General features: G+C 69.0%; 2 protein-coding genes. Both read left to right on the top strand.

Annotated elements, in window-relative coordinates:
* Nucleotides 1-276: 276 nt before the first annotated feature.
* Nucleotides 277-17,766 (top strand): Ig-like domain repeat protein, encoded by a 17,490-nt coding sequence (locus BM144_RS14540; protein ID WP_175526034.1) that lies wholly within the window; start codon nucleotides 277-279, stop codon nucleotides 17,764-17,766.
* Entirely contained in the window at nucleotides 17,763-18,446 is a 684-nt protein-coding gene (locus BM144_RS14535; RefSeq protein ID WP_175526033.1) for an RHS repeat domain-containing protein, read from the top strand. Before BM144_RS14540 ends, BM144_RS14535 begins: the two co-directional genes overlap by 4 nt.
* Nucleotides 18,447-18,459 lie beyond the last annotated feature (13 nt).

Below are 18,459 nucleotides of genomic sequence, written 5' to 3'. Positions count from 1 at the left end.
GCCATGGATATATCCACCTCCAACCGGAAGTGTTGAGTCTGTATCGCATTTCCCGTGTGATTTGGTCGGAAATCTTCCTTCATTCACGGCGATGCAGTCGCCTGCAACCCGTTGATTTCAAAAGACTTCTGATTTTTTGAGGAGCTCTTGGGGATCTGCGCTCAACAAAAACCAAAAACGCTGGATGTATTGAAAAAGCCGCCGATGGTCCGCTGCCCCGAAGGGCTGCAGCGTCGCCGTCGGGCGGAGCCCCATCCATACAGGTACAGCAAAAAAATGGTTGCCATCGTCAGCGGAAACAATCTCGGTCTCAGCACTAGCTCATTCGCCACGCTGGGGCAGGGTGGAGTATTCGGTAGTGCCACACAGGGCCGGGGCGGGGAACAAGCCTACGTGAACCTCGCCACGGGCAATCTGGTGCTGCAGCGCCGGGACGATTTCGTGGCCAGCCAGGGTCAGGGAATGGACGTTCTGCGGACCTACAACAGCCGCGGCTTGCTGGACGACGACAATGCCGACAATTGGTCGATCGGTATCTACAACCAGCCGCTGCGCCTGACGGGTACGCGCAATACCGCCGGCAGCGTGCTCAGCCGCACGGCCCGTGACGGCGCCCGTTCGGACTACCGCTTCGATACCACCCAGGGCCTCTATGTCGGCACGGACGGGGTGGGGGCCTACGACACGCTGCGCTGGGACGAAGCGGGCGGACAGTACGTGTGGACCGACGGTGACAGCGGCGAGCAGGAGCGCTACGAGGGTAGCGGTGACCACCGACTCGTCTCGCGTTCGGACGCTCACGGAAGCATCACGCGGTACCAGTACGGTGCCGACGGTCTGCTGGCCAGCGTCACCGATGCCTCTGGCGAAACCACGCACTACGACTACACCGGGCGCAATCTGGCGCAGATCCGCGTCGTGGCACAGGACGGCAGCACCAGTACGCGTCTGCGCTATGCATACGACGCGAGCAACCGCCTTGCCACGGTCACCGTGGACCTGAGCCCGGGCGACAACAGCACCGCTGACGGAAAGGTCTACCAGACCACCTACACCTACGACGGCGACAGCCGCCGTGTGGCGAGCGTTTCGCAAACGGACGGCACGCGCCTGGAAATCGGCTACGCACTGATCGATGGCGACTACCGCGTCGCAAGCGTGAAGGATGCGCTGGGCCTGACCACGCGCTACGCGTACGACACCACCGCCCGCACCACCACGGTGACAGACCCGCTGAACGTCGCAAGCCGCTATGCCTACGACGACAGAGGCCAGTTGCTGCGGGTGCAAACCGGAATCACCGAGGCGCGGCCGGCCGGGCTTTCGCAGCTCTATTACCGCTACGACAGCCAGGGCAACGTCACCGCCATGACCGATGCGCTCGGCCGCAGCATCGCCCTGCAGTACGACGCCCACGGTAACCAGACGGTCAAGGTGGACCCGCTCGGCAACACGCTGGTGCGCACCTACGACGAGCGCAACCAGCTGCTCACCGAGACCCTGCGCGCGGGCGACGGCAACGGCAGCGCCGCATCTGCACCGACCTTCGGAGGCAGCAACTCAACCGACAGCACGACGCGCTATGTCTACAGTGCACAGGAGCGCGGCCAACTGCGCTTCGTGCTCAGCGCCGAAGGGAGGGTGACGGAATACCGCTACGACGCGCTCGGCCAGCGCGTAACCGCGCTCGCCTATGCGGCAGCGGCGTATGGCATCTCCGGGCTCGGTTCGAGCGACGTGCCCACGGAAGCACAGATGGCCAACTGGGCGGCAGGGCAGGACCTGCGCGGCGGCCAGAGGACCGATACCCGCTACGACTTCCGCGGGCAGGTGGCGTACAGCACCGCCTACGGCACACTGGATGCGGCGGGCGAGGGCAGCGACCCGGCAGTGACGCAATACGTCTACAGCCAGGCAGGCGAGTTGCTCAAGACCGTGCAGCCGCGCACGGACAGCATCACGCAGTATGTCTACGACGGTCTGGGCCGGGTGATCGTGGCATCGGCACCCTCCTCCGACGGCACCACCGCCAACACCACCGTCACAGAATACGGCGCGGCCTCCACCACGGTGACGCTGGTCAACGGTCTGAGCACCGTCTCGAACTATGACGCCGCGGGCCGGCTCACGAGCGTGCTGCAGGGCAGCGCAGGCACGACGCTGGGCATCACGCGCTACGCCTACGACGCGGCCGGTCGGCTGCTGATGACGCAGGATCCTACCGGCGTGCGCCAGTGGCTGTTGTACGACGATGCAGGCCGCAAAGTGGCCGACGTGGACGGAACGGGTGCGGCAACGGAATACCGCTACAACGGCAACGGCCAGTTGGCCCAGACGATCGCGTATGCGCGCACGCTGGCTTCGGACCTGAACACAGCGCCCACGCTCGAGGCCATCCACGCGTTGGCGGCAGCGGACGACCGCAAGAGCTGGCAGCTGTACGACAGCGCGCAGCGGCTGGCATGGCAGGTGGACTCGGCCGGAGCGGTGACGCAGACGGAATACGACGCGGCGTCGCGGGTGGTGGCGGTGACCCGGCTGGCGACGCCCATCGATACGCAGTTATTGGGCGATGGCAGCGCGCTCACCGTGGGGCCAGCAGGGCTTGCGAGCGTGGCCAACGGCCAGAAAGCCGCCACCGGTATTGCCGTCCGTGCATCCGCTGCGGCGGTGGCCGCCGGGGCCATGCTCACCCTGGAAGCCTCGGTTGCAGGGAGCCAGCCGGTAGGTATGGTCACGTTCTACAGCGGTAGCACTGCCCTCGGATCGGCCCAGATCGTTGACGGGGTCGCCCGGTTGGCATTGAACACACTCGCCGTCGGGACCCATGCGATCAATGCACGGTACGAAGGTGATGCCACCCACGCCGCCGCCACCTCGACGGCAGTTGCCGCCACGGTGCTGCAAGCCGCCGCTGTAGGCCTGGATCCTCTGCCCGGAACCGTCGCCCTGGGGCGCTCGCAGGTGCTCCGGGCCACCGTTTCCGGCGGTGCGCCTGGCGGCACGGTGACCTTCTTCGACGGGTCGGCCGTGATCGGCAGTGGTGTCCTGCAGAACGTCGCTGGAGTCCCCACCGCCACGGTGGTTTGGAATGTGCAGACGCCAGGAAGCCACGCTATTTCCGCCGTGTACTCGGGCGATGCAGCCAACGCCAGCGCCGCTACGTCTTCGGCGGTGACCCTGCGTGCCGGCCTGGCCAGCGAAATCGTGCTCGAGAGCGGGTCCGCTCCGTCGACCGTGAACATGGCACTCACCCTGCGGGCCCGCGTGAGCGTGCCTGGCAGCCAGACGCAGCCGACGGGCTCGATCGCGTTCTATCGCGGCACCGAGCTGCTTGCGACGGCAGCACTGGATGCGCAGGGCCTGGCCATTTTCAGCACCTCCTCCCTGACAGTCGGCCTGCACTCGCTCACGGCCGTGTACCTCGGCGACGACGCTATTGCCGGCAGCCGGTCAGCGACCTTCGCACAAACCGTTTTGCCCGCAGCCTCCACGACCACCGTGCTGGCGACCTCGCACGTCCAGATCGCCGCGGGCGCAGCGCTGGCGTTGACGGTACGCGTCGCGGCGGTGGCCGACCCCGCCACCGCGCTCGGCGGCACGGTCACCTTCTACGACGGAGACACCCGCCTGGGCAGTGCTGCGCTCGTCAATGGCCAGGCCAGTTTCAACGCGACGGGCGTCACCGCGGGAAGCCATGGCTACCGTGCGGTCTACAGCGGCGATGCCGCCGATGCGGCAAGCACGTCCGCGATCGCGACCGTGGTCTCGGTAGCCAATGGACCCAGCATCGCTACGCCTGTCGCCAGATCCACCGGGCTGGTGCTGGCCGTCTCCAGCACCGCGATCGCCAAGGGCAACGCCGTGAATGTCACGGCCACCGTCACCGGAAACCATCCCACGGGGACCGTCACCTTCGTGAGCGGAGGCCGGGTACTGGGCTCGGCGGCCCTCGTCGACGGCCAGGCGGTGCTGTCATTCACCCCCTCCGAAGCAGGCGATCTCAGCGTCCAGGCGCTGTACGCAGGAGATGCCGGCAATCCTGCAACCGCCAGCGGAGAGCCCGCGCGCATCGCGGTGGCACCAGCCGCTGCGCGCATGGTGCTTTCCGTTTCTTCCACCCAGGCCGTGCGCGGCGCTGGCGTGGTACTGACGGCCACGCTGTCCGGCAGCGATACCGCGGTCCCGCCCACGGGGAGCGTGACTTTCTACGCGAACGGCACCGCTATCGGCACGGCCATGCTTTCGCAAGGGCTGGCATCGCTGGCGATTGCAACGCTGGACATCGGCTCGAATGCCATCACCGTGCAGTACACGGGCGACGCGCGCAACGCCGGGGTGACCTCCGCAGCGCAGGATCTGCGGATCATTTCCGCCCCTGCCTCCGTGGCGCTGGGCGCCTCGGCCCAGCAGGCCGCCGCTGGCGCGTCCGTGACGTTCACGGCCACCGTCGTTCCTGCAGCATCGGGAGCATCGCCCACCGGGCGCGTGGACTTCTTCAACGGTACGTCGTTTCTCGGTTCGGCGAGTCTTGCCAATGGCGTAGCGACTCTGACCACGAACGGACTGCGCAATGTCGGTGTAGCGAACGTCACGGCGGTCTACACAGGAGATGCCAGCGGCGCGGTTTCCAGGCCATTCTCTCTGTCGATTTCCTCCGGCGTGGAATTGTCGGTGTCCTCGCCGCGCATCGTATCGGGCAACCCGGTAGTGCTGTCGGCGAATGTGGGCAGCGGCACGGGCACGGTGAGCTTCTTCGATGGCTCGGTGTACCTGGGCAGCGCCAGTGCCTCAAGCGGCGTGGCGAGCCTGACCACGAAGGCGCTGACGCAAGCGGGCAGCCACGCCATCACCGCCGTCTACGCAGGCGATGCGAACCGCGCGGGCGCGGCCTCGGCAGCCTTGGCCGTCCAGGTGTCCGATGCGGTGGAGCTGGCGGCCTCGGGCAGTACTGTGATCGCGGGCGCGCCCCTGGTGCTCACGGCCAGCGTCAACAGTGCCACCAGCGCCATCGTCAACGGCGTGGCGGTGCCGGCCGGGGCCATCGCCAACGGCGTGACGCTCATCGACGGCACGGTCACCAAGACCAGCGGCGCGAGCGACTGGGAATCCTCCATCCGCAGCACGGTGGGCGTGAGCGGCGGGGCGGGCGTGAGCTTCAAGGCGGGGCAGACCAACAAGGCCATCATGGTGGGCCTGAACACGGACCCGGGCACCAACGACAACTACTTGACCATCGACTGGGCGATCTACATCACCTACGACGGCGCGATGTACGCCTACCAGAACGGCGCGAGCGTCGCCTCGCTGGGCACGTACACCACGGGCGACGTGCTGAGCGTGGAGTACCTGAACGGGGTGGTGAGCTACCGCAAGAACGGCACGGTGCTGCGCCAGGAGTCGGCCAACATCACCCAGCCGCTGTATCTGGACACCTCCTTCTACGGCACGGGCGGAGCGATCACGGGGCTGAAGTTCAAGAACGGCTCGGGCCAGGAGGTGCCACTGAACGCGGCAGCCGCACCCACGGGTACGGTGACCTTCTTCAACGGCCGGGAGGTGCTGGGCACGGCCAGCGTGGTCAACGGCGTGGCACGGCTCACGACCAGCGCACTGGCGGCCCAGGGCACGGCGCAGATCACGGCGGTCTATGGCGGTGATGCGAACAACCCAGCGGCGACCTCGGCCGCCCGGGCGGTGGCGGTCAACGATGCGATCGGCCTGGGTGCGTCCGCCACGAGCGTCGCCGCAGGCGACGCGGTGACCCTCACGGCCCGCATGAACGCCCAGCCGAGCGTGGTGGCCACGGGGGTGTCGTTCGAAGGCGGGGCGGTCAAGAAGACCGGCACGGCAAGCCAGTGGGATGCCTCGGTGCGCAGCGTGGTGGGCTACGCAGGTGGCGCGAGCGTGCGCTTCACGGTGGGCGGGCAGTCGGACCAGAACTACGTGATCGGGCTCAACACCGACCCGGCGTCGGACAACGGCTTGGCGTCGCTGGACTGGGCGATCCACGTATCGGGCAGCACGGTGGAGCTGTACCGCGATGGCGTGCTGGTGGCCAACGTGGGCACCATCGTGGCCGGCGACGTGCTGGCGCTGGGCTACGACGCAGGGGCCGTGTCGTATGCGAAGAACGGCGTGGTGCTGCGGCGCGAGACGGCGCAGATCGGTCAGCCGCTGTACCTGGACTCTTCGTTCTATGCGCCGGGCTCGGCGGTGTCCGGGCTGGAGTTCCGGGACGGCGCGGGCACGCTGGTGGCGCTGAGCGCGAAGCCGGCGGCCACGGGCCGGGTGACGTTCCACAGCGGCGGCGCCGTGCTGGGCACGGCCACCCTAGTCGACGGCGTGGCCAGCCTGACGACGCGCGGCCTCACTACCGCCGGCATGGCCAGCATCACAGCCACCTACGAAGGCGATGCGAACAACGCAGCAGGCTTTTCTTCACCGATGGTTCTGCCTGTCGGGGCAGCGCCGGGCGGCCTGCCTTCGACAACCACCGCGCTGGCGGTGTCGTCCGCATCCACGTCGCGCGGGCAGGAAGTCGCGCTCACGGCCACCGTGACGGGCGGGGCCTCGGGCTTCGTCACCTTCTTCAGCGGCACTCAGGCCCTGGGGGTGGCAGCGCTCGTCAACGGGGTCGCGACGTGGACGACCAAAGACCTTCCGGTCGGAGCGCACGCCTGGCGTGCGGTCTACACGGGGGACGCGCAATCCGCGTCCAGCACCTCATCGGCGGTCAGCGGAGCCGTCACCGCCGCGGGTTCCGGGCTGACGCTCGCGGCCACCGTGGCGAGCCGCTCCGCCAGCGAAGTCACGGTCACCCTGGCCGCTCGCGTCGCCGGGCTGCGGCCGGGCGGCACGGTCACTTTCTATAACAACGATGCCCCCATCGGCGGTGGAACGGTCGGCGTGGTGGATGGAGTGGCCACCCTGTCGGTCACGCTGCCGGCAGGGGCCGTGCGCATCACGGCGCGATACACCGGCGATGCCAACAACGCTGCGGCGGCCTCCGAACCCTTGGCGCTCAGCCTGCGGGGCGGCAGCACCGTCGTGGTCGCCGCGCCCTCGCCGGCGAGCGCCGTGTACGGCAGCCCCGTCACCCTGAGCGCCACGGCCCCTTACAGCAGCGCCAACGCCGGCACCGTGAGCTTCTACGCCGGAGACCTGCTGGTCGGCGTGGCCACCGTGCAGCCCAATGGCGTGGCGACACTGGTTTCCACCGCGATGCCCGTGGGCACACGCACCATCACGGCCGCCTACTCCGGCAATGCCGAGCGGGAACCTGCCAGCCAGAGCGCTGCGGCACCGTTGGTGGTGACCGGCATGGCAACGCAAACAGTGCTGACCGCATCCCACAGCCAGCGGGCACCGGGCACGCCCCTGGTGCTGGACGCCACCACCACGTCCGGCGGGCGTGCTGCAGGCATCTCCGGTGCGGTGCGTTTCTACGCAGGGAGCACACTGCTCGGCACCGTCCAGGCCACCGACGGCGTGGCACGCTTCACGCTCACGGACGTGCCGGCCAATGCGGGCACCTTCACGGCGGTCTATTCCGGGTTCCAGGGCTTCGATACCAGCACCTCCCAGACGGAGGCCTCGGCTGCGCTGGCCGCTGGCACCAGCATCACCCTGGAGACCTCGGCGCCGAGCGTGAGCAGCAACGCCGCGGTGACGTTGAGCGCGCGGGTCACGGGCCGGCAACCAGGTGGCAATGTCACCTTCCTGCGGGCCGGCGCCGTTCTGGGCACGGCTGCGGTGGTGAACGGCGTCGCCAGCCTCGTCGTCACGGGGATGCCATTGGGCACGCATGAATTGAGTGCCCGTTACGACGGGGATGCGTTCAACAGCGCGAGCGGTTCCATCGTTCTGGCGCAGACCGTCACCGCAGCTGCAGGTGTCTCGCTCAGCCTCGCATCCAGCGATACCCTTGAACAGGGCGGCGCTGTTTCATTCGCCGTGGGGGGCATGGCCGACGGCATCGTCACCTTGGTCGACGGCAACACCGCCCTATCCACGGCGCGCGTCGTGAACGGCATCGCGACGCTGTCCACGCGCGATCTGGCCGTCGGCAGCCACCAGCTCACGGTCAGCTACGGGGCGAATGCTTCGTCCCCGGCGGCACTGCTGGCATTCCGGCTGACGATCACGCCCGGGCAGGCGCCGACTGCGGTGGCGCTCGGCGCGGCCACCAACCGCACGGAGCAGGGACTGAGCACCCTACTCAGTGCGCAGGTATCGGGCGGCCAGCCGGGCGGACGGGTCACCTTCTACAACGGTGACACCGCGCTGGGTACCGTGGATCTCGTCTACGGGTTGGCCGTGCTGGCCACCGATGCGCCCCCATCGGCACTGGATCGATTCCGCGCCGTCTACCTCGGCGACACGGGCCATGCCGGCAGCGCGTCCGCGGTCCTGGCGGGGCATGCGCTGGAAGGCGAAGCCCTGTCGCCGTTGACCCGCAGCACGCTGGATCGGACCTTGGCGCAAATCCACAGCCGGGACGGCCTGCTGCTGGGCACGGTGGACGGGGAGGGCTACCTGACCGAGTACCGGTACGACGCGGCCGCCCGCATGATCGGCAGCGTACGGTACGCCCTGCCGGTGGCGGGAGGCGCTACCGCCGCCGCGGCAGTGCGCTCGAATTCGCTGTCTTCACTGCGGCCCACCGCCAGAGCGGGCGATGCGCACACGGCCTATTTCTACGATGTGCAGGGTCGGCGCATTGGTGAACTCGATGCCGAGGGCAACCTCACCCAAACCAGCTACGACGCCAACGGCAACGTGGCGGCAGTGCGGCGCTATGCGAATGCGGTGACCGCCATCACCGCAGCGCAGGTCACGGCAGCAACACGGCTGACGGATATCCTGCCTGCTGCTTCTGCACAGGACCAGGTCACCACGCGCAGCTACGACGCATTGAACCGGCTGAGCGCATCGGTCAATGCCGAAGGCACCACCACCCAGTACCGCTACGACAGCATGGGCCGCCTCGCGCAGACCGTGCAGGCGGCGGGCGCCTCCGAAACGCGTGCCATCACGGCCCGCTACGATGCCCAGGGCCGCCTGACCGGTGAGCTCACGGCCCAGGGCGCGGCTCTCCTGGCCGCCAGCGCGGGCGGCGCGCAGACCGAGGCCATCTGGCAGCAGTACGGCCTGCGGCACACCTACGACGCAGCCGGCCGGCGAAGCAGCACCACGGACCCCAACGGCCAACAGACCCTGTTCTTCTACGACGCAGCGGGGCGCCTGACCCATACCGTCAATCCGATGGGTGAGGTCACCGAGACACGCTACAACGCGTTCGGCGAGGTCGCTTCGAGCACGCGCCGGGCAAACCGCGCAGACCGCCTGGCACTGGCCAACGCCGGCGGGCTCTCGGGCGGTCTTGCCAGCGCGGGCGTGCTGGCAGCCCTTGCACAGGCGCAAAGCGCCACAGCCGACACCACGGTGAGCTACCGCTACAGCACTACCGGCACGCTGGCGCAATCCATCGATGCCCAGGGCTTTGCCAGGAACTACGTCTACAACACCTTCGGGGAAGAAGTCCGTCTCACGGCAGCTGCGGGTACAGGAACCGCGCAGACCGTGGCCACGGCCTATGACCGCCGAGGTCTGGCAGTGCAGCGCATCCAGGATCCGGACGCACTGCGCCTCACCAGCACCATCACCTACGACGCCTTCGGCCGAGCCATCGCCACCAGCGATGCACTCGGGCAGGTGCGCACGCAGACTTACGACCGCGTGGGCCGGCTCATCGCCACGACCGATGCGCTGGGCCGGACGACCGGCACCACCGCCTACGACGCCTTCGGCCGGACCGCCACGCAGACCGATGGACTGGGCCATACGACCACCTACACCTACAGCCTGGAGGACCGCAGCGTCACCGTCACGACGCCGGAAGGTATCCGTGTCAGCACAGTGCACGACCGGCTGGGCCAGACCGTCTCGGTCCAGGACGGCAGCGGTGCGGTCACGCGCTACGAATACGACGCGAACGGGCGGCAGACGGCGGTGCAGACGGCGCTCACACGGACGGCGAGCAGCTACGACGCGGGGGGCCGGCTGGTGGAGACGACGGACGCCAACGGCGTCAAGACCGCGCTGGCCTACGACGCGGCAGGCCGGGTGCTCACCCGCACGGTGGACCCGAGCGGCCTGAACCTCATTACCCGCTACAGCTACGACGCGCAGGGCAACCAGCTGAGCGTGACGGACGCACAGGGCGTGGTCACGCAGTTCGGCTACGACAACAAGGGACAGTTGATCCGCCAGGTGGTGGACCCCGCAGGGCTGGCGCTGTCCACCACCTACGCCTACGACGGTCTGGGCCATGCGGTGAGCGTCACCGCACCGGACGGCACGACCACCGCCTATCAATACGACACGCTGGGCCGCCGGGTGCTGGAGGTCGTGGACCCATCGACGGCCACGCACGCAGGCCTCAACCTTGCCAAGCGCTACTCCTACGACGCCGCGGGCAACGTGACGAGCGTCACCGATGCGCAGGGCCACGTCACGCGCTATGCCTACGACAAGGAAGGCCGCCAGCGCTTCGTGCTCGACGCTGCGGGCAACCTGGCGGAGACCGCCTACGACGCAGCGGGCCGCGTGGTGCGCCAGACGCGCTACGCACAGGCGCTGGCGGGCGTGGACGGCCTGCCGCTCGCCGTGGGCGAAGGGCAGCTCGACGGCCTGAAAACCGTCCAGCCCGCGAAGGACCAGACCGAACACCGCGTCTACGATGCGGACAACCGCGTCACGGCCACGGTCAACGGCGCAGGCGACGTGGTGCACTTCGACTACGACGGCGCGGGCCGGGTGGTCGGGCGCAGGGCCCACGCCCAGCGCCTGGACATGGCGCAGTGGGTCGTGGGCACCGACCCGAATCCGGGCACGGACCCCACGAACTCCCCGGATGGGGTCACGCGCACCGTCTACGACGCGCTGGGCCGGGTGCGCTACAGCATCGACGGCACGGGCGCAGTGGTCTCCCAGCGCTACGACAGCAACGGCAACGTCACCCAGCGCATCCGCTACACGAAGCGGCTGGACCTCACGGGCCAGCCGCTGTCCGCCCGGCCGAGCGAGGCCGAACTCGCGCAGCGCGTGGAAGGCACGGGCGGTGCTCCGGCCCTCTACGACGCCCAGCGCGACGAGCAAACGCGCATGCGCTACGACGCGGCCGGGCGCCTCGCGCTGATGGCCGACGGCGCGGGCGGCGTCACGCAGTACCTCTACGACAAAAACGGCCGCCTGCTGCAGAGCACGCGCTACGCCACGCCCATCGGCGACACCGGCATGCAGAACGGCCCCATCACCGTGCCGCAGGCAAGCCTATCGGACGCCTTCGTGCGCAAGGTCTACGACGCGGCCGGGCGGCTCACGGTGGAAGTGGACGCGAGCGGCGCGGTCACCACCTACGGCTACGACGCAGCCGGGCGCCTCCTGCGCGAGACGCGCCTGGCCATACCGGCCGACGCCTACCGCCGCGCGCAGGCGGGCGGGGCGCTGCTGGCAGAACCCACGTCGGTGGCAAGCAGCGGCGACCGCACCGTGCGCCACTTCCTGGACCGGGCAGGACGCGAGACCCTCACCATCGACGCCGAAGGCGGCGCCACCGAACGCTTCTACGACGGCACGGGCCAATTGCTGCGCGTGCGCCAGAGCGCCACGGCGCTCACGGGCAGCCAGATCGCCGACCTGGAGAGCCAGCGCGCACAGGCGGGCGAACTCAGCCGCAGCGCCATCGCGCAGACACTGCCGGCGAATGCCGCGGACCGCACCACGCGCAACTACTACGACGCCGCGGGCCGGCTGCGCTTCACGCGCGATGCGCTCGGCCAATTGCAGGGCTACGTCTACGACGGCGTGGGCCGGCTCACCGACCGCACCACCTACATGGGCACGCAGGGCGCGGACGCCTGGATCGAGGAGGGCATCACCGGCTACATGAAGACCGCGGGCGGGGAGGGCAGGAAGCCGCTCTACCGCCTCAGCCGCACGAGCGGCCCCGGTGACCACCTCTACACGAGCGACCCGGCCGAGCGCGACTGGGCACTGCAGAACGGCTGGCAGGCCGAAGGCGACGTTGGCTACCTGCAGAGCGCCCCTTCCGCAGGCACGGCGCCGCTCTACCGGCTGCGCCCGCCGGGCACCTCCACCAACCACTTCTACACCGCCAGCGAGGACCTGCGCGCCTACGCGAAGAACGTACTGGGCTGGACCGAAGAAGGCATCATGGGCTACATCGACGTGGCCCCGGGCAAGGACAACGGCGCGCTCTACCAGCTCAACGCGAACGGCACGAACGAGCACTTCCACAGCCGAGGCCGTGCCGAGATCGACCTCGCGCTCATGCCGAACCCCACGGCCACGGCAGGGGCGGACCGCACCGAGAGCCTGCGCTACGACGCCGCAGGCAACCTGATCGCGAGCACCGACGCGGCCGGCAAGCAGGAAACCACGGAATACGACGGCACGGGCCGCAAGGAGCGCTTCACCAACAAGGCGGGCAGCACCTGGACCTACGCGTACAACGCGGCCGGCCAGTTGACGCAAGAGACCTCGCCGCAGGTCAAGCTGTTCGATGGCCAGAACGAGGTCCTGGCGAGCGTGGTCACGCGCATGGACTACGACGCGCTGGGCCACCTCACCGCGCGCACGGAAGCCGCGGGCCTGCCGGAGGCGCGCACCACGCGCTACGAATACGACGCGCTGGGCCGGCAGGTCAAGACGATCTTCCCGCCGGTGGCCGTCTACCAGGGCGAGAGCGCCGCGGCGCTGCTGGACAACGGCCGCAATGCCGCCGGGACCCGGACCGACACCACGATCGCCGAGATCAGCAGCGAGACGCGCTACGACACCCTGGGCAATGCCGTGGCCGGGCGGGCCGCGGGCAGCACGGCGTGGAGCTACAAGGCCTACGACCGGGCGAACCACGTGGCCTGGGATATCGATGCGCTGGGCTACGTCACGGGCTATACGCGCAACGCCTTCGGTGAGGCCGAGCGCCTCGTGCGCTACGCGCAGAACATCGCCACGCGCGCAGACGGCGTGCTCATGCGCGAGGACGAAGTGCGCCAGGCCGTGGCCGCACGCGCCAGCAGCGCCGACCGCGACATCCTCACCGGCTACGACCGGTTGGGCCGCGCGCAGGAAGTGCAGGAGCCCTACGTCTTCTCCGTGAACGGCAGCACGGCAGAGCAGGGCGCGGGGCGCAAGACCACGCGCAACAGCTACGACGCGCTGGGCAACCTCGTGACGGTGGCGACCAACGTGGGCAACGCGCTCTGGGCCACCACCCGCTACGGCTACGACGCGCTGGGCCGGCGCGTGGGCACGACCGATGCAATGGGCTACGCCACGAGCGACACCTACGACGCGGCGGGCAACGTCGTGCGGCACGTGGAATATGCCCGCGCCGGCACGGCGCCGGGCAGCACGCCCGAGACGGCCGCGGGCGACCGCGTGACCGACACCGCCTACGACCTGCTCAACCGCAAGACCACCGAGACCCGGCGCGGCGTGGGCTACACGGCCACCAACGCCAGCGCTTCCGGTATCGAGAGCGTGCTGCAGAGCAGGACGGGCGACCTCGCCACCCAGTACGCCTACGACGCGCTCGGCAACCTCGTTCGCACCACCGACGCACTAGGCGGCACCACCTACCAGTACTACGACGTGCTGGGCCGCGTGCGCGCGAGCATCACGCCGGCCATCAACCTGGGTGTGGCCGCCAACGGCCAGGGCCGCGCGCCCGTGGCGCCGCTCACCGAATACCGGCGCGACGCGCACGGCAACGCCGTGGCGACCACGCAGTACGCCGGCGGGGCGACGGTGTCGGCCGATGGATCGGACTACACCCGCAGCGCCAGCGCGAGCGACCGCACCAGCTACGCCCGGTTCGACGCCCAGGGCCACACCCTGGAGACCGTCGATGCGCAAGGCAACAGCCACTACTACGCCTACGACGCGCAGGGGCGGCTTGCCAAGGAATGGCAGAAGGTCACCTATGTGGACGATGCGGGCGCCAGGCAGGTGCACAGCCTCTGGCGTGCCTATGCCTACGACACGCTGGGCCGGCAGACGCACACCTACGCGCCGCTGCAAAAGAACACCGACCCCGGCCAGTTGAGCCTGGGCGACACGGAACTCACCTACAACGCCTTCGGCGAAGTCACCCGCAAGCGGGTGCTGGACGGTGGCCAGGCGCTGCAGGGCGACGAGGTATACGACTACGACAACGCCGGGCGGGTGTGGCGCAGCAACGCGGGCGACGGGGTCATGAAGGTCATGGCCTACGACCTGCAGGGGCGCCAGACGGTGCAACTGGTGGCCTCGGGCATGCTCAAGCTCGAAGACTTCGGCGATGCGCTGGCGGCACTGGGTGCCCAGGCCAATGCGCCCGAGCAGTTCCGGCGCACGGACATGCGCTACGACCTGCTGGGGCGGCTGGTGCAGACCCTCGCGCCTGAGCGGGCGAGCGAGCGGGCCATGGCGATCACCACTCGGCAGAACCTCGTGTATGCCGTCATGACGCAGAGCGAAGTCAACGACAACCGGGTGGACAAGAGCAGCAACCAGGTGGACCTGGTATGGCGCTCGCTGCAGGACCTGGGCAGTGGCGACGTGCGCATCACGCTGCAGTACCTCTCCGCCAAGTACGTCAACGAAAACCAGGACAACCCGGACGGCAACCCCGCGAAATCCGTCACCCGCAACATCGTGGTGAGCGCGGAAGAGGCGGCCACAGGGTATTCCTTCAAATGGCAATCGCCGCTCTCCGGAGAGTCCGGGATCGCCAAGGGCATCAGCGCCATCCAGGGTATCAAGGTCGAGAAGCTGGACATCTTCGGCAACTGGGCCACGCTCTACGACGTGGCGCAGCCCAAGGCCACCACCGGCCAGTTGCCCTGGAGCGAAGCCGCGAGCCCGGGCTACATCTGGAACGAGTCGGGCGAGGGCCGCAAGCCCATTTACCGTTACTACAACGGCAGCAACGACACCCACCTCTTCAGCGCCAATCCGGCCGACCGCGATGCGCTGCTGAACCAACGCATGGGCTGGCTCGACGAAGGCATCGCGGGCTACGTCGCAAGCGCCCCGGCGGACGGCCTCACGGCGCTCTACCGCCTGGGCAAGGCGGGCACGGACATCTCGGTCTACACGAGCAGCACGCAAAGGCGCAGCGAACTGCTGGCCAGTGGCTGGGAAGACCGCGGCATCGACGGCTACGTCGGCAGCCCCGGCGCCGATGCCGCGGCCATGGCGCAAAAGGGCATGACCCTGATGCACGCGCTGCAGCACCACCGCTCGGCGAACGGGGATGCCGAATGGAAAGACGGGCTCTACACCACCTCGGTCAGCGAGCGCAACGCGCTGCTGCAGGGCCTGCCGCCTTCGCAGCAGCAACAACAGGCTCAGTCGCAGTCACAGGGATCTTCCGGCGCCTCCTGGGGCGGCTCCGTCAGCCAAACCGGCAACGCCAGCAGCGGCTCGGCCACCACCGGCGGCATCGGCCGCACCACGGTGCTCTATGGCGCCATCACGGCGCAGAGCCTGGAAGTGAGCCTGCCGCAGGACGTGGTGAGCAGCCTGCGTATCGAAACCCGCCCGGCCGGCGGCACGCAATGGGAGGCGCGCACGCTCGGCAGCGCCGCCCTGCGCACCTTCGGCTCGGCGCACCGCATCGATGTGGGCCAACTGGGCCTGGCGCCCGGCGGCTACGAATACCGCATCACCAATGTCCAGGGCGGCGAAGTGCGCGAGGTCGGCTCGGGCACCTTCGCGCTCGGGGCCAATGGTGCGCCCGATGCAGACAATGCCCCAAGACTGCAGGGCGTGGCACCGGCGCGCGCCAGCATCGATGGCACCTCCTACCAGGTTCTGCAGTGGCCGCAGCCGGCGCAGGACCAGAGCGTGGTCTTCCGCTGGCGCCCCCAGGACAGCGCCGCCTGGACGGGCTCGCGCACTGTCGGCAACGGCCTCTATGCCTATGGGGACGGGCGCACCAGCGGCTTCGGCGTGGGCATGCAGGGCACGGCGCTCGACATGGCCGCGGGCAGCTATGAATACGAGATCGTGGTCACCAACGCGGCCGGCGGCACCGCCCAGCGCGCCAAGGGCGTGATGGTGATTCCACAGAACGCGGCCCTGGCCAACACGACGCCTGCGATCGTGATGGCCAACAACAACGTCACGAATCTGGGCCTCGTGGGCTACCTGTGGAGCGAGCCGGCCCCGGACCGCAAGCCGCTGGTGCGCTACTACTTCCCTTACCAGGGCAACAGCCACCACCTCTCCACGGCGGATGCGGGCGTGATCGCCAATTTAGACGACCGGATCGCGCGGGATGCGGCCGCGGGATCACCTCCCGCCATAGTGCGGGAAGGCATCCTGGGCTATGTGCAGATCTCGCCCACCGGGAGCAACCAGCGCCTCTACCAGTACAAGTACGGCAATGACGTCGTGTACCGCCTGACGGCCAATCCGGCCGACGTGGGCAGCTACCAGCCCATCTACGCGGACCCCCAGAACGACTCGAACTTCCACTTCGCCCCCAACACCTGGTACCAGAACGCCTACCAGAACGACGGCTTCATCTCCAGCGTGCCGGTGGAGGGCACGACGGCGCTCTATGCGGTCTACAACGGCAACGCCCAGGGCACGCTCAGCCTGGGCGACTACTTCACGAGCCCGAGCGAATACGAGGTCATCTCCAGCTTCATGCTGCGCGCAGCGACGGCAGCCACGCAGACGCTGGCCGGGGTGGGCATGGGCCGCGCGGTCATCGACGGCAGCGACCACGCGGTGCTGCAGTGGCCGCAGCAGGAGGCGGGCGCGCGCGTGAAGATCACCGCCTCGCCGGGCATTCCCGGCGGCACGCCGGCGCCCTACCTCTTCCGCCAGGGCAGCGCCGCGCTGCAAGGCATCGTGCTCGACGGGCTCAACCCGGGCGCGACCTACACGATCCGCATCGAGGTGGAGCATCCCGCCTCGGGCGGGCGCAGCGCCTATCTGGCGCGCACGGACGTGACGATCACCGTGCCGGCTGCGGGCATGAATGCAGCGGTGGCGGTCACGGACAAGACCCCCGCCTACCTGCCGCCGCTGCGCGCGCAGACGGCGGCAGCGGCCGCACAGGGAGACATGAGCGGCCGCCCGGTCACGGCGCGCGAATTCGACCGCTGGGGCAACGTGACCGCCATCGACGAGACGCAAGGCCTGGGCGAAGGCAAGCGGGTGCGCACGGCCGAGCTGCGCTACGACGCGAACAACCAGGTGGTGGAGCAGCGCCGGCTGCACGAGGACGCGAACTTCGCGCAGTCGTGGGCCAGCACGCGCATCTACTACGACGCGCTGGGCCGGCAGGTGGGCCTGCGCGACGCCAATGGCAACCTGAATGCCCAGGTGCGCGACCTGGCCGGCAACGTGGTGCAGGAGCGCCACGCCGATGGAGGCCGCCTGGACAACGCGTTCAATGCCTTCGGCGACAAGGTCTCGTCGGCCGAGCTGGTGGATGCCGACTCGGGCCGCACCACGGTGACGGGCTACGACTACGACCGGATGTCGCGCCTGACCAAGACCACGCTGGTGCAGGGCGAGGCCTTGCGCAACGGCGTGGTCGGCATCACCGGCAACCCGGTGCAGCTCACCTCCAACGTCCACCCCAGCAATGGCATGGCGATGGCCGAGCAGGTGGCGATGCGCGAGCTCGAGCGCGCCGAGTACGACGAGGCGGGCCGCAAGGTGTGCGCACCGTGAACGGCAACCAGGAGGCCACGCGCTACCGCTACGACCGTGCGGGCAACGTGGTGCTGAGCGGGCAGGAGACGGTCAAGGACACGGGGGCGGACGCGGGCGCCAGCGGCGGTCCGGCCGCACCGCTGGCCTACCAGATGCGCTACCGCTACGACGCGCTGGGCCGCAAGGTGGGCCAGAGCGATGCCGCGGGCATGAACCAGGCCTGGACCTACGACGCCTTCGGCCGGCTGATCGGCCGCACGGAATCGAAGACGGGCGGGGGCACGGTGGACTCCACCTACACCTACGACCGCGCAGGCGGCCTCGTGCACGAGGGCAACGGCGCGGGCAAGAACATCGACTACCGCTACGACGGCGCAGGCCAGCTCATCGAGATCCGCGACAACGCCCTGGGCCAGACGACGAGCTACAGCTACGACCTGGCAGGCAACCGCGTGGCCGAGAAGCTGGCGCAGAAGACGCTGCTGTCCTCGGGCGTGCTGGACAACGTGGTCTACCAGGACAACCACCTGGTCTACGACGCGCAGCACCGGCTGCGCGCGGTGTTCGACGGCCGCGCGGACGTGCGCATCGCCTACGACCTGGCGGGCAACCGCTCGCAGGTCACGACGCACGTGATCAACACGATCCGCCAGGACCCCAACGCCCAGCCGCTGAGCACGGGGCGCCAGGAGCGGTGACGCAGCGCACGGA

The organism is Paracidovorax konjaci (assembly GCF_900112675.1).
GTDB classification, from domain to species: Bacteria; Pseudomonadota; Gammaproteobacteria; order Burkholderiales; family Burkholderiaceae_C; genus Paracidovorax; species Paracidovorax konjaci.
The sequence above is the reverse complement of the archived record's forward strand: the minus strand, read 5'-3'. Positions and strand labels throughout refer to the sequence as shown.